The organism is Cronobacter sakazakii, assembly GCF_000982825.1.
Lineage (GTDB): Bacteria > Pseudomonadota > Gammaproteobacteria > Enterobacterales > Enterobacteriaceae > Cronobacter > Cronobacter sakazakii.
Map to the genome: position 1 here is coordinate 4,403,044 of NZ_CP011047.1, position 13,835 is coordinate 4,416,878.

The following is a 13,835-nucleotide window of genomic DNA, read 5'->3' on the forward strand; positions in this document are numbered from 1 at the left end:
AGACTGTACTGAAGCAGCGATTTGTGTGGACAGAGTTAAAGCGAGACAGCGCGGGCGAAGCATTCGTTAGCGTCCCCCGCGGTGCAAATACTCTCTTAAGATTTACATTAATTAATCAGGGTCAACCTGACTCTTTTTGAGTGCGCAAGATAAGGTAAGGCCAGAGCAGACAGCGCGACAGGGTACGCAAACAAGACTGCCAGCATAGCTGTTGGCATCGGTGAAGCGACTTGTAACTGATACCAAAAGCAGATTGCAGCCAGTGTGACAGGAAATAAAAAGGACGAGCCGATAAAACTGTAATACCACGTCTTAAACGCGCTCTTTTTCATACATAGAGCCATCAGCGTGATGGCCGCAGCCAGCGCAGTTAACAAATACGTCAGTCTGACCATGTATGAGAAAAACGTCATCACGTTTTGGCTGAATAATAGGGTTGGGGTAACCGGCTTTCTTTCCGCCAGGTCAAAGCAAGCACTAAAGAAGGCATAGGTGTTATAGACAAACATAGTGGTCAGATGGATAGCCATCACCAGCAACCAGCCTCTTAGCCCTGTAAGCTTATCCTGCGACAGTGTGTCAATCCGGGTAGATTTAATAGAAATCCTACCTGCAAATTTGCGAACCCAAAAACGTGTTACTGCCGCTTTTACCTTCCGGTGATATTTACAGTAAATAGCAAATAAAAGACTCATTAAAACAGGGCATCCCATTCCTTCAAACGTCCATACTACTGTAAAATCATGCTCATAGAAATAATGCGGCACATTTAAGGTCAGATTATCAAACATAGTCACTAAAAGCCATGTCACTAACATTAACAGGCAACATTTAAGGAACTTATAATAACTGGTGAAAATCAGGAAAAATGCGTAACTTGCAAGCAACAACGTAAAGCCATCGAACGTCAGCAATATCGTCAAACGTATCATTCGCAGCTTATTTTCTAAAAAGAAAGGGGATAATCCATTTATAAAAAAAAGTGCAAACCCTGTTAGTTTGTAAACAATAGTCAAAACCAAATACAGAGCAAAAAGAACCCAGACACTGCTCACCTTAAAAAAGGGTTTCTTCTGCATGGGCGAATTAAATAAACCTAAAAAGTGATAAACTTTTTGCAATCCTTTCATTCATTCTCTCCTTGATATGAAATCAGACACTCATGCTTTTCTCTGTAGCGTTATCCACATTCAAAGCAAATCGTAATGTTATAAAATGGCCTCTTTTATCATGCTTCGCCTGCAGTTGCGCCGCGTAATCCATAACCTCTTATTGAATGACGGAAAAATATCAGAAGAATAGTTACACATGAATTTTTTAGTGTAAATCACAGCAGAATCTGAATATTTCCTGAGGTTTAGCGAAAGATATCGGCATGTTTGAAATAGAAAACTCTCTATACGTTATGCGCCCATAAAAAAACGCAGGCTAACCGCGCCTGCGTTTTTAATGACGGATGAAGCAGAAATCAGGTGCCGATCATGCCGCCATCGGCTTTAACGATAACGACGGTTGAGGAGCGCGGACGGCCGGCTTTATCGCCGTCGGGCCAGCTTGACACCGCCGTCGGATGCTGCGGATCGCTCAGCCCTTCGCCCGGCTCGCCAGGGTGCTGGATGTTAATAAACAGCGTCCGGTTATCCGGCGTGAACGCGATGCCGGTGATTTCGCAGCCGCGCGGGCCGGTCAGGAAGCGGCGGAACTCGTTGGTGCCGGGGATCGTCGCCACCATCTGGTTGTTGCCCATGCCTTCGTAATCTTTACGGTTGATGGTCGATGACGACACATCGGTCTGGATCCACAGCACGCCGCGATGATCGAAGCTCAGGCCGTCGGCGCTGCCGAATTCCGCGCCTTTCATGCTGCCTTTGGCTTCCGGTTTGTCGGTATCGGTGCGACCGCCCATCACCAGAATATCCCAGGCGAACTGCAGCGCGGTCGGATCGCCGTTCTGCTCCAGCCAGTGCATGATGTGGCCGTAAACGTTTTTGGCGCGCGGGTTGGCCGCATCCACCGGCGCTTTGCCTTCCTTGCCGCGATCGCTGTTGTTGGTGAGCGTGCAGTAAACGCTGCCGGTGTGGTACGGATCGACCGCAATCCACTCCGGGCGGTCCATTTTGGTGGCGCCCACGGCATCTGCCGCCAGACGGGTTTTGATCAGCAGGTCGCCCTGGTTTTCAAAGCCTTTGCTGGCGTCCAGCCCGTTCTGGCCAAACACCAGCGGCAGCCACTCGCCTTTGCCGTCGTCGTTAAATTTCGCCACATACAGCGTGCCTTTCTCCAGCAGGTGCATGTTAGCTTTGCGATCCTGCGGGTTGAATTTGCCTTCCGAAACAAATTTATAGATGTATTCGAATTTCTGGTCATCGCCCATATAGACGACAACGCGGTTATCCGGCGCGAGCGTCACCGCCGCCCCTTCGTGCTTGATCCGGCCAAGCGCGGTGTGTTTGCGCGGCACCGAATGCGGATCGTACGGGTCGATTTCCACCACCCAGCCGAAGCGGTTCGGCTCGTTCGGCGTGGCGTCGACGCTGAAGCGCTTATCCACTTCGTTCCAGCGGTAGGAGTCGTCGCTGTCGCTGATGCCGTAACGTTTTTCCAGCGGGTTCATCTCCGCTTTCTTCACGAAAATATCGGACCAGTTCTCTTCGCACGTCAGGTAGGTGCCCCACGGCGTAAAGCCGTTGGCGCAGTTCTGCATGGTGCCGAGAATGGTTTCGCCTTTCGGATCGTCAGCCGTCTGCATCAGCGGGTTGTGCAGCGCCGGGCCGGTGATTTTCATCGGCGTGTTCACGGTGATGCGGCGCGCGAAAGACGACGGGCGCACCACTTCCCAGCCCTGGGCCGCTTTTTTCACTTCAATGACCGACACGCCCATCGCGTTCTGGCCTTTCAGCGCTTTTTCGGCGCTCCAGTTAGCGTCGCCATCCTTAAACAGCAGACCGTTGTCGATGTATTCATGGTTCATGGCGAGCAGGCCGTGATCGGCGCTGTGCCCGCCCTGCGGCAGGCTAAACCACGCCATGCCGTCGTGATGCATCCCGGCCTGCGCCGCCTGCTCTTCCGTGGTGTTGCTGCCGTCGGTTTTAAAAACCGGCAGATTCCCGGCAAGCCCGGTGGCGTCGCCCCATTTGTAGAAGGGCTTCGCGATGTAGCCTTCCGGCACGATAACGGTATCTTCCGTGGAAACCGGCAGACTGGTGAAACCGAGCGCCGTCGCTTTGCCGAGGTTGCCGCTTGCGCTGGAGACCGCTTTCGCCAGCGCGTTTTCCGGTTTCAGCAGAAACGGGAACGCTGCCGCGGCACCGGCGACCGCGCCTGCCTGTAACAGGCGGCGGCGCGACAAATAGACTTCCGCGACCTGCGAAAACGCGCGGTTATCGCTCGGGTTGCTGATCTCTTCACTATGCTCACGTTTGAATAAGGTTTTTAACGGTCTGCCCATTGCGGTTTCCTTTCGAAATATCGATTTCAAGGGGAATCATTTTTATGCACGTGAGGCTACGGAAAGTGTGTTACAGAAATATAACAATTGAGCACAAAAAAAAGGGAAGCCGCCCGGCTTCCCCTGATATGACGCAATGACCTTATAAGCGCGCTTTGTCCATCTGCCCCCGGTAGGCCTTGCGTTCACGGGCGCGGCGCTGACCCACCGGGCTGTTGTCCAGCCAGTCATGCAGGTAGTGTTCGATCTGCTCCAGGCTGCGGTTGCGGGTTTCCGGCACGCATTTGATAACGAACGTCGCCCCGAGGATCCCGAACGCCGCGAAAATAAAGAAGGTGCCGGAGAGGCCCACCCAGGCGAGCAGGATCGGGAAGAAAAGTGAGATCAGGAAGTTGGCTATCCACATCGAGAATACCGCGCCGCCCATAAAAATACCGCGCAGGCGGGTCGGGAAAATCTCAGACAGCAGCAGCCAGGTGACGGGCGAGAGCGCGCCCTGCTGGAAGCACAGGAACATCAGCATCCCCGCCAGCACCATATAGCCGCGCAGCGCGTCCGGCTGGCCGTTCACGGTTTCCGGCAGGAGATAACTGACGGCGCCGATAAATACCAGACACGCGGTACAGCCGAACTGGCCTATCATGGTCATGGTGCGACGGCCGATTTTGCCCAGCATCCAGATGCCCACAAACGTCATCAGCACCGAAACCACGCCGTTGGCGACGGTCGCCACCAGCGCGGCGTTATCGGACATTCCCACCGCCGTCAGGACCGTCGGCGCGTAATACATAATGGTGTTCACGCCGGTCATCTGCTGGATGACCGCAATCCCGATGCCAATCATAAACAGCTTAAACAGCCACGGCGTCAGCAGTTCGCGCAGGCGCGGTTTGCCCTGGGCGCGCTGGGCTTCCAGCGTTTCTTCGATCTCCATCAGCTCCCATTCCACATCCTCCGGGCGACGGGTGCGATCCAGCACGCGGCGCGCTTCGGCAAGACGCCCTTTCATGGCGTACCAGCGCGGCGTGTCAGGCATAAACATCATGCCGAACCACAGCAGCACCGCGGGCAACGTCGCGACCGCCAGCATCCAGCGCCAGGTGGATTCGCCGCCCCACAGCTCGTGAAACGACGCGTTGGAGATATACGCCAGCAACTGCCCGGAGACGATCATCAGCTCCTGCAACGTCACCAGCTGGCCGCGCTTGTTGGCGGGCGCAATTTCCGCGATATACACCGGTACGGTCGCCGCCGCGCCGCCGACCGCCACGCCGAGCACCAGGCGAAAGAAAATCATCCACGACACGTCCGGGGCCATCGCGGTGCCAACTGCGCCAATCGCGAAGATGACCGCCAGATAAATGATGATTTTCTTTCGTCCCGCGGCGTTTGCCATATGGCCCGCGAGCAGCGCGCCGAACGCGGCGCCGAAAAGCAGAGAGCTGGTGACAAGGCCAGTGGTGAGCGGGGTGAGATGCAGTTCGCTGCCCATAAACAGCAGCGCGCCCGAGATAACGCCGGTGTCGTAACCAAAAAGCAGACCGCCGAGCGTGGCGATAATCGCAATCACTTTGACAAACGGCGCCGTCGGCGCGTCGCTGTTAGGCCCTGATGCTCTGTTAAGGGTGAGATATTGTTCTTTAGTCATAAAAGACTCCAGTAACCTGCCGTTCAGGGAAAACGGGGCGGCCATTGCCTGTGACCGGCCCGGTTGATGATATATTCACCACCCTCAATTTAGATCGAATATCTCATTTATATAAACATTGGAATTTTAATTTTGAGTGATGGGTCATGTTTTGTTATGCATTTGTGATAATCCGCACGCCACCCGGCGAAAAACGCCCTGGTCATCTGTGCGAGAAAACGCACAAATAAATTTCTATCAATTGATATTAAAGGGAAAATAACGAAGCAGAACGGTTAACATCGAAGTGAAGCGATCGCGAGGCGTGACGGCGCCGTCAGGCAGACAGCGCCGACCATAATGAAACATAGTTTTCACAAAAAGAAATAGCGAATGGTTACGACCAGCCGGGCGAGACGACGCGCTCACGCCGCCTCGCCACGCGCATGCGTCAGATCCCGGCGGTCTCCCGCAGATAGCGACGCGCTTTCACGGCGTATTCAAACGGGTTCGCCAGCGCCGGGTCCTGCTCGGCTTCCACCACCATCCAGCCCTGGTAGCCGTGCTCATCCAGCAGCCGGAATACCGGGCGGAAATCGATAGCGCCATCGCCGGGCACCGTAAAGGTGCCTTTTCTGACGCCATCCAGGAAGGAAAGCCCGTCGCGTTTCACCTCATCAATCACTGCCGGGCGCACATCTTTCAGGTGTACGTGGTTGATACGCGGCAGATGTTTTTCGAGGATCGCGAGCATCGCCGCTTCACTGCCTTCAGAGTACCAGGCGTGCCCGGTGTCATAGAGCAGATACACCGACGCATCCACCCGCGACATAAACGTGTCTATCTCCTGCGCGGTCTGAATGCCGGTGCCCATGTGGTGATGCAGACAGACCTGCATCCCCTTTTCGGCGGCGAGTCGCCCGAGCGTGTTGTAGCCTTCCGCCACGCGCGCCCACTCCTCCTCGCTAAAGCAGGGTTTATCAGGCCCCATCACCGGCAGCGTGGTGCACTGGATGCTGCCGCTCTGCTCCGAGCAGCCAATCACTTTCGCCCCCATCGCGTGGAGAAAATTCATGTGATTCACAAACTCGTCGAGCGTTTTCTCCCGCTCGCCGGCGGCAAAAAAGGTGCTGAACCAGGCGTTGCAAATTTCGATACCGCGGATAGCCAGCATCGGTTTCAGAATGGCCGGATCGCGCGGGTATTTGCTGCCCACTTCGCTGCCGGTAAAGCCCGCCAGCGCCATTTCGCTGACGGTCTGCTGGAAGGTGTTTTCGCTGCCGAGCTCCGGCATATCGTCATTCGTCCAGCCGATCGGAGCGATGGCGAGCCTTACGTGTTGCTTATTCATAATGCGCCTCTCTGGCAAACCACGGCGGCTCAACGGCCGAGCAGTTCGCGCTCAATCAGTTCACGGGTTTCCACGGCCTGGTATTTCATCTTCTCCGGGTAGCCGAAGAGCGACGCGGCGACAATCGGCTCGCCGCCCACCTTGAAGGTCTGGCGGGCGAAGCCCATATCGCGCAGCGTGCGAAACAGCGCCTGGAAATCCACTTCGCCTTCGCCCACGCCAACATGCTGATGCACCGCGGCATCGACGCCCGGCGGGTTGACGATATAGCGGCAGTGGCGGGTGTGGTTCATGGTGTCGGCAATCAGCACATGCGAAAGATCGTCTCCGGCGTAGCGCAGCATCTTTTCCACCTCCCCTTTGCCTTTGTCATAAAAGAAGGTGTGCGGCACGCTGTAGACATATTTCACGTTATCGCTGCGAAACGACTTCACGATATCCACGGTTTCGTTGTTCTCTTCGCAGAAATCCCACGGATGCGCCTGGATCTCCACGCGCAGCCCCTCGCGCTCGAAAATCGGCAGCAGCTCTTCCATAGAGCGGTAAAACATCTCTTCGCAGATTTCTGGCTGGTTCGGGTCGCCGGAGAGTTCGGTGTTGATCACCTGCACATCCATCTCTATGGCGATTTCAATAAGGCGCTTCCAGTTTTTCACCGCCGCCTGACGGCGCAGTTCGTCCGGACCGGACCAGCGGTAGACGCAGATAAAAGAAGAGAGCGCGACGCCGGTGTCGCGCAGCGCTTTTTTATACTCGGCAATCACCTCACGGCCCGCTTTCGGGTGCTTATAGAACGGGTTAATTTGCGGGTGCGGCGACTGCTCAATGTACTGATAGCCCCACTCCGCCACCTGCTGCACCATGCGGGTGATCCCGAGGTCTTTGATGACGTCGACGTCAAATGCGATTTTCATGTAAACCCCCGTCAGATTCGTATTGGGCTGCGGGCTTAGCGCAGGTAAAAAGCCGGGCGCTCCGGCAGGCTGATGGTCTCCAGCGCGCCGCTCTCCTGCGCTTTCAGGCAGGCGTCCGCCGCCACCGACGCCGCAAAGCCGTCCCAGGCCGAAGGCCCGCGCAGTTCGCCGGCTTTCACATCGTTGATGAACGCCTGCAGTTCGACGTCATAGGCTTTAATAAAGCGGTCTTTCCAGTCGGTCAGAATGGTGGTGGCAAGCTTCGCCGCTTTACGCATCTGCACCGACGACGGCTCCGGCAGACGGGCAATACCGGTCTCGCCGACCACTTCGCACTGGATGTCATAGCCATAGCGGCAGTTCACGAAAATCTCGACGTCGATAAGGGTTCCTTTGCGGGTTTCCAGCATCACGATTTGGGGATCTTTCAGCCGGGCATGGGTGTTCGACGTGGCGCGCGGGAAGCGCACCTGCACCGAGGCGTAATCGTCGTTTAGCAGCCAGCGCAATACATCCAGCTCATGAATAAGCGTGCTGGTGATAGCCATATCGGTGGTGTAGTTCTCGCCGACTTCCGGGTTGCGGTGCGCGCAGTGGAGCATCAGCGGCGCGCCGATCTCGCCGCTGTCGATAACGCCTTTCAGGGCCTGATAGCCTTCATCGTAAGGACGCATAAAGCCGACCTGCACCAGCCGACGGCCCGCTTTCATCTCAGCATCGACAATGCGACGGCAGCCTTCGGCGGTCATGGCGAGCGGCTTTTCACAGAACACCGGTTTGCCCGCTTCAATCGCGCCGAGCGTAAACGCTTCATGCGTCGGGTCCCAGGAGGTGACAATCAGCGCGTCCACATCCTGCGCCTTAATGACATCCTGCCCGTCGGCATACACTTCCGCTTTCAGGCCGAGCGCGTTCACCGCGGCGCGCGCGTTATCCAGATTGATGTCCGATACGGCAACGACGGTCGCGCCCTGCAGAACCTGGGTGCAGCGACGGATATGTTCTTTACCAATGGCGCCTGCGCCAATTACGCCTAATCTGAGCGACATAAGGGTTATCTCCGGAATAATCAGGGTTAAGGTAAGTGTCTTGTTGAATAAAAAGGTCAGTAATCCCGCGCCTGCGCGCGTTTTTCGTTGATCTGTTGTGCCACCCGCTGAATACGTTCGCTGAGCGCCTGTTGCGCCACGCCGACGTTCCACCAGCTGCCATATTTGTGCACCATGGTTTTTGGCAGCACTTTGATATCGATAAGGGTGCTTACCGTCTCGCGCTGCGCCGCCTCCAGCGCGATTTTCAGCTCATCGAGCGTGGTGACGCGCCAGGTTTTGCAGCCGTAGCCCGCCGCGATGGCGGCGAAATCCACCGGCACCAGCCCGCCGTTCAGCTGGCCGTTTTCGGCCGAGCGGAAGCGGAACTCAGTGCCGAAGCTGTCCATGCCGTGCTCCATTTGCAGGTTGTTGATGCAGCCGTTCGCCATATTGTCGAACAGCAGCACGTTGACCTTCGCGCCCTCCTGAATCGATGTGACCAGCTCCGAATGCAGCATCATGAATGCGCCGTCGCCAACCATCGCGTAGACCTCGCGCTGCGGCTCGGCGAGTTTGACGCCAAGCGCCGCGCTCACCTCATACCCCATGCAGGAGTAGCCATATTCGACGTGATAAGCGTTGGGCGCGCGGGTGCGCCAGACGCGCTGCAAATCGCCCGGCAGGCTGCCCGCCGCCGCGACGATCACCGCCTCCTGCGGCAGCGTTTCGTTAAGGATGCCGAGCACGTTGCTCTGGGTCAGTGTGGAGTCAGTCAGCGCGCGGAACTCCCGGTAGACCGACTCGCGATCGAGATGGTCGTCTATTTCCGGGATAAACCCTTTTTCCTGAAACGAGGCCTGATAAACGCGGTGCGTCTCTTTCATCTGGCGACTCTGCACGGCGGCGATCTGCTCGCCCCAGCCCGCCTGCCACGCGGTATCGCCAAGCGCACCGTCCAGCGCCGTCAGCGCCTCGCGGGCGTCGGCCAGCAGCGGAATGCCGTCGAGTTTCCAGGCGTCGAAGTTACTGACGTTAATATTGAGAAAGCGCACGTCGGGATGCTGGAAGATCCATTTCGAGGAGGTGGTGAAATCGGTAAAGCGGGTGCCGACGCCAATCACCAGATCCGCCTCTTTCGCCAGCAGATTAGCCGCGAGACAGCCCGTTTCGCCGACGCCGCCGACGTTATACGGATGCGACGAGATAAGCGTGCCTTTCCCCGCCTGCGTCTCCGCAAACGGAATACGATAGCGTTCGGCGAAGTGCGCCAGCGCCTCGCCAGCGCCTGAGTATTTCACCCCGCCGCCGCAGATAATCAGCGGCTTGCGGCTGGCGCGGATGGCCGCGACGGCATCATTAAGCTGCGCCTGGCTTGCCGGGCGGCGGTCAAGGCGATGCACGCGGCGGGCGAAGAACGACTGCGGGTAATCCCACGCTTCGCCCTGCACATCCTGCGGCAGCGCCAGCGTCACCGCGCCGGTTTCCGCCGGATCGGTCAGTACGCGCATGGCGTTGATACAGGCGCTCATCAGCTGTTCCGGGCGCGTAATGCGATCCCAGTATTTGCTGACGGCGCGAAAAGCGTCATTGGTGCTGATGCTGAGATCGTAGCTCTGCTCTATCTGCTGCAATACCGGATCGGGCTGGCGGGTGGCGAAGACATCGCCCGGCAGCAGCAGAAGCGGAATGCGGTTGGCCGTCGCCGTCGCGGCGGCGGTGATCATATTGGCGGCCCCTGGTCCTACCGACGAGGTGCAGGCGAGGATCTGGCGGCGCAGCGACTGTCTGGCGAAACCGGTCGCCGCATGGGCCATGCCCTGTTCGTTACGCCCCTGGTACAGACGCAACTCGCCGCTGTCCTGCTCCAGCGCCTGGCCCAGCCCCAGCACATTGCCATGGCCAAAGATGGCGAAAATGCCTTTTACGAATTTGACGGTTTCGCCATCCACTTCCAGGTACTGGTTATCAAGAAACTTCACCAGCGCCTGCGCCATTGTCAGTCTCAGCTTGCCCATTTTCGCCTTCCTTTTTCAGCCAGTGTCATGCAGGCTCGCTCTGATACTCTCTTTTAACGCGACCAGCCTGCCGGAATCTGTCTGGATTATAGGCAAACATTTTTTTCATAAAACCCAAATACAGATGAAATGTTTCATTTTGCGAGAGGGATCAAACTCTGTTTCATCAGGCCACGTTTTCTGTGGCGAAGATCGCGAAACGCGGCAACCTGCAACAGCGGGTGACAAACGATAAACCCGCACAGGCTATGCGTTTTCTCGGCTTGTCCGGCAGTGTGCCAGCGCTCCCGATCCAGACCCGGCTGACCGCGCCTGGCCATACGCAGAGTGGAATAGCGTTCACATTTCTGGTTTTTTAGTTTCAAAGTAATTTGTAAATGAAATATTTATTTCTCATACTACGTTCAACCGTTAACCCTCAGGCTGCTTGCGGGCGCGCCGCCGGCTCTCCGGCCCTCTCGTGAAGCAGGCATGCAAAAGGAAACCGTAGCTATGAATGCAGCAGTTAAGCGGCTCGATGTCATTTGTATTGGCCGTGTTGCCGTGGATCTCTACGCGCAGCAGATCGGCGCCAGGCTTGAAGATGTGGCGACCTTCGCCAAATATCTCGGCGGCTCGTCAGGCAACGTCGCGTTCGGCACCGCAATCCAGGGGCTGAAATCGGCGATGCTGGCCCGCGTGGGGGATGAACATAATGGCCGTTTCCTGCGTGAAACGCTGTCGCGCGCAGGCGTCGACACCGAATACCTGATCACCGATAAACAGCGGCTGACGGCGCTGGTGATGCTCGGCATTAAAGATCAGGAGACGTTCCCGCTTATCTTCTACCGCGACAACTGCGCCGATATGGCGCTCACGCCGCAGGATATTAACGAAGATTACATCGCCTCCGCCCGCGCGCTGGCGGTGACCGGCACGCACCTCTCGCACCCGGACACCCGCGCCGCCGTGCTGAAAGCCCTGGAATACGCGCGCCGCCACGGGCTGCGTACCGCGCTGGATATCGACTACCGCCCGGTTCTGTGGGGGCTGACGTCGCCCGGCGACGGCGAAACGCGCTATGTGGAATCGGAGCAGGTCACGCGCCAGCTTCAGGAAGTGCTGCATCTGTTCGATCTGGTGGTCGGCACCGAAGAGGAGTTTCACATCGCGGGCGGCAGTACCGACACGCTGACCGCGCTGAAAAACGTCCGCCACGCCACCGGCGCCACGCTGGTCTGCAAGCGCGGGCCGATGGGGTGCGTGGTGCTGGAAGGCGCGGTGCCGGACAGCTGGGACGCCATCCCGCTTTATCAGGGTGTGCGGGTGGAGGTGCTGAACGTGCTTGGCGCGGGCGATGCGTTTATGTCCGGGCTGCTGCGCGGCTGGCTGAACGACGAAGGCTGGGAGCAGGCCTGCCGCTACGCCAACGCCTGCGGCGCGCTGGTGGTCTCCCGCCACGGCTGCGCCCCGGCGATGCCGACGCGCGCCGAACTTGATGACTACCTGGCCCGCGCCGAATTGGTGCCGCGCCCGGATCTCGACGCGCGCTTAAACCATCTGCATCGCGTCACCTCCCGCCGCCAGGCGTGGCCGGAGCTCTGTATTTTCGCCTTCGATCACCGCAAACAGCTCGCCGATCTGGCCCTGGACACCGGCTGCGATGAATCACGTATTCCGGCGCTGAAACAGTTGCTGCTACAGGCGGCGAAAGACGCGGCGCAGGAGGCGGGCCTCGCGGGCCGCAGCGGTATTCTGGCGGACAGCACTTACGGCCAGCGCACGCTCAATGCCATCACCGGCCAGGGCTGGTGGATTGGCCGCCCGATTGAGCTGCCCGGCTCGCGCCCGCTGCGCCTTGAGCATGGCGATATCGGCTCGCAGCTTGCAAGCTGGCCGCTGGAGCATGTGGTGAAATGTCTGGTGTTTTATCATCCGCACGATCCGGCCGCGCTTCGCGAACAGCAGGACGCGCTGCTGCTGGAGGTGTGGCGCGCCTGCCAGCAGTCGGGCCATGAACTGCTGCTGGAAGTGATCCTGCCGGAAAACGGGCCGGATAAAGACCAACAGCATTACCACACGATGCTGGCGCATTTTTATCAGCTCGACATTAAGCCGGACTGGTGGAAACTGCCGCCGCTGGCGAGCCACCACTGGCAGGCCATCAGCGCGCTGATTGAAAAGGAAGATCCGTACTGCCGCGGCATTTTGCTGCTCGGGCTCGACGCGCCGCAGGAGCAGTTGCGCGAAGGCTTCACTGAGGCGGCGACGCATCCCATCATCAAAGGCTTCGCGGTCGGGCGCACCATTTTCGGCCAGCCGTCGCGCCGCTGGATGCAGGGCGAGCTTAGCGACGAGGCGCTGGTCCGTGAAGTGAAAAACAACTACCTGACGCTTATCAACTTCTGGCGCGAAGCGCGCCGTTAACCTTCCCGCGGGGCGGCCCCGTCGCTCCGCGCCTTCCTGCTTCGTGAAATGAATCGCGTATTTCATCCGGGAAAATGAAAAATTCGCTTCATTTGATACACTGACACGAGCTTTCCTTCTTTTCCCCCTTTTATCAGGCACGATACATGGCAAATAATCCGACCCAGCTCTCCATCCTTCAGGATGAAATTCGTCGCCGGTATGACGACCTCAGCAAACGGCTTAAACAGGTGGCGCGCTACATTCTCGATAACAGCAACAGCGTCGCGTTCGATACCGTCGCCTCTATCGCCCGGCAGGCGGATGTGCCGCCTTCGACGCTTATCCGTTTCGCCAATGCGTTTGGCTTCAGCGGCTTTAATGAAATGAAGCAGATGTTCAGACAGCATCTGATGGAAGAGACCGCCAACTATACCGAACGCGCGCGCCTGTTCCGCCAGACCGCCAGCGAAGAGACCAGCGCGCCGGAAACGCCGGGCGAAATTCTCAGCATGTTTACGATGGTTAATACCCAGGCGCTGCAACAACTGGCGATGCAGATGGCGCCGGAAGAGCTGGAAAAAGCGGTGAAGCTGCTGGCTGAGGCCGAGAATATCTACGTGATTGGCCTGCGCCGGTCGTTCAGCGTCGCGTCCTACCTCACCTACGCGCTGCGCCATCTCGACCGTAAAGCGTTTCTGATTGACGGGCTGGGCGGCATGTTTACCGAACAGCTAAGCCTGGTGGGGCCGAAAGATGTGGTGGTGGCGGTGAGTTTCTCGCCCTACTCCCGTGAAGTGGTTGAACTGGTAGAGCTGGGCGCGCAGCGCAAAGCGGGCCAGATTGCAATTACTGACAGCCAGGTAAGCCCGCTTGCCGCCTTCAGCGACGTCTGCTTTGTGGTGCGCGAAGCGCAGGTGGACGGCTTTCGCTCGCAGGTGGCGTCGCTCTGTCTCGCCCAGACGCTCGCCGTCTCGCTGGCGCTCGACAACAGCAAAACCACGCAGCAACAGACCGCGTAACGCCCCACGCGTCGCGACCATAAAAAAACGGCCCTTCCGGGC

Annotated in this window: 9 protein-coding genes; 2 read left to right on the forward strand and 7 right to left on the reverse strand. The window is 57.9% G+C overall.

Annotation, left to right across the window (positions count from 1 at the left end; genetic code table 11):
• Positions 1-107: 107 nt before the first annotated feature.
• From CSK29544_RS20865 to iolD, 7 genes are all read right to left on the reverse strand, one after another.
• On the reverse strand, positions 108-1,130 hold the full coding sequence (locus CSK29544_RS20865) for a hypothetical protein (protein ID WP_007887809.1): 1,023 nt from the start codon (positions 1,128-1,130) through the stop codon (positions 108-110).
• A gap of 338 nt (positions 1,131-1,468) precedes the next feature.
• Entirely contained in the window at positions 1,469-3,448 is a 1,980-nt protein-coding gene (locus CSK29544_RS20870; RefSeq protein ID WP_007887812.1) for a PhoX family protein, read from the reverse strand.
• 142 nt (positions 3,449-3,590) lie between these two features.
• Positions 3,591-5,096, reverse strand: a complete 1,506-nt coding sequence (locus CSK29544_RS20875; protein WP_029039059.1) for a sugar porter family MFS transporter — start codon at positions 5,094-5,096, stop codon at positions 3,591-3,593.
• A gap of 430 nt (positions 5,097-5,526) precedes the next feature.
• Positions 5,527-6,426, reverse strand: a complete 900-nt coding sequence (iolE, locus tag CSK29544_RS20880) for a myo-inosose-2 dehydratase (RefSeq protein ID WP_007887815.1) — start codon at positions 6,424-6,426, stop codon at positions 5,527-5,529.
• Between the two features lie 29 nt (positions 6,427-6,455).
• On the reverse strand, positions 6,456-7,340 hold the full coding sequence (locus CSK29544_RS20885; RefSeq protein WP_015386967.1) for a sugar phosphate isomerase/epimerase family protein: 885 nt from the start codon (positions 7,338-7,340) through the stop codon (positions 6,456-6,458).
• 35 nt (positions 7,341-7,375) lie between these two features.
• Positions 7,376-8,389: a bifunctional inositol 2-dehydrogenase/D-chiro-inositol 1-dehydrogenase gene (gene iolG / locus CSK29544_RS20890; protein ID WP_007865014.1), complete on the reverse strand. Its 1,014-nt coding sequence runs from the start codon at positions 8,387-8,389 to the stop codon at positions 7,376-7,378.
• Between the two features lie 56 nt (positions 8,390-8,445).
• A complete protein-coding gene (gene iolD / locus CSK29544_RS20895) occupies positions 8,446-10,386 on the reverse strand; it encodes a 3D-(3,5/4)-trihydroxycyclohexane-1,2-dione acylhydrolase (decyclizing) (protein WP_029039058.1) in 1,941 nt (646 codons plus the stop codon).
• A 492-nt stretch (positions 10,387-10,878) separates the two neighbouring features.
• Here iolD and CSK29544_RS20900 point away from each other — a divergent pair, with 492 nt between their 5' ends.
• Together CSK29544_RS20900 and CSK29544_RS20905 are read left to right on the forward strand one after the other, a co-directional pair.
• Positions 10,879-12,792, forward strand: a complete 1,914-nt coding sequence (locus CSK29544_RS20900; protein ID WP_029039057.1) for a bifunctional 5-dehydro-2-deoxygluconokinase/5-dehydro-2-deoxyphosphogluconate aldolase — start codon at positions 10,879-10,881, stop codon at positions 12,790-12,792.
• 146 nt (positions 12,793-12,938) lie between these two features.
• Entirely contained in the window at positions 12,939-13,793 is an 855-nt protein-coding gene (locus CSK29544_RS20905) for a MurR/RpiR family transcriptional regulator (RefSeq protein WP_007901730.1), read from the forward strand.
• The last annotated feature ends 42 nt before the right edge of the window (positions 13,794-13,835 follow it).

Bases quoted from the DNA above. Each gene is read 5' to 3' on its own strand.
- iolE (WP_007887815.1), bottom strand. From the start codon at position 6,426: ATGAATAAGCAACACGTAAGGCTCGCCATCGCTCCGATCGGCTGGACG.
- iolG (WP_007865014.1), bottom strand. From the start codon at position 8,389: ATGTCGCTCAGATTAGGCGTAATTGGCGCAGGCGCCATTGGTAAAGAA.
- CSK29544_RS20870 (WP_007887812.1), bottom strand. From the start codon at position 3,448: ATGGGCAGACCGTTAAAAACCTTATTCAAACGTGAGCATAGTGAAGAG.
- CSK29544_RS20900 (WP_029039057.1), top strand. From the start codon at position 10,879: ATGAATGCAGCAGTTAAGCGGCTCGATGTCATTTGTATTGGCCGTGTT.
- CSK29544_RS20885 (WP_015386967.1), bottom strand. From the start codon at position 7,340: ATGAAAATCGCATTTGACGTCGACGTCATCAAAGACCTCGGGATCACC.
- CSK29544_RS20875 (WP_029039059.1), bottom strand. From the start codon at position 5,096: ATGACTAAAGAACAATATCTCACCCTTAACAGAGCATCAGGGCCTAAC.
- CSK29544_RS20865 (WP_007887809.1), bottom strand. From the start codon at position 1,130: ATGAAAGGATTGCAAAAAGTTTATCACTTTTTAGGTTTATTTAATTCG.
- CSK29544_RS20905 (WP_007901730.1), top strand. From the start codon at position 12,939: ATGGCAAATAATCCGACCCAGCTCTCCATCCTTCAGGATGAAATTCGT.
- iolD (WP_029039058.1), bottom strand. From the start codon at position 10,386: ATGGGCAAGCTGAGACTGACAATGGCGCAGGCGCTGGTGAAGTTTCTT.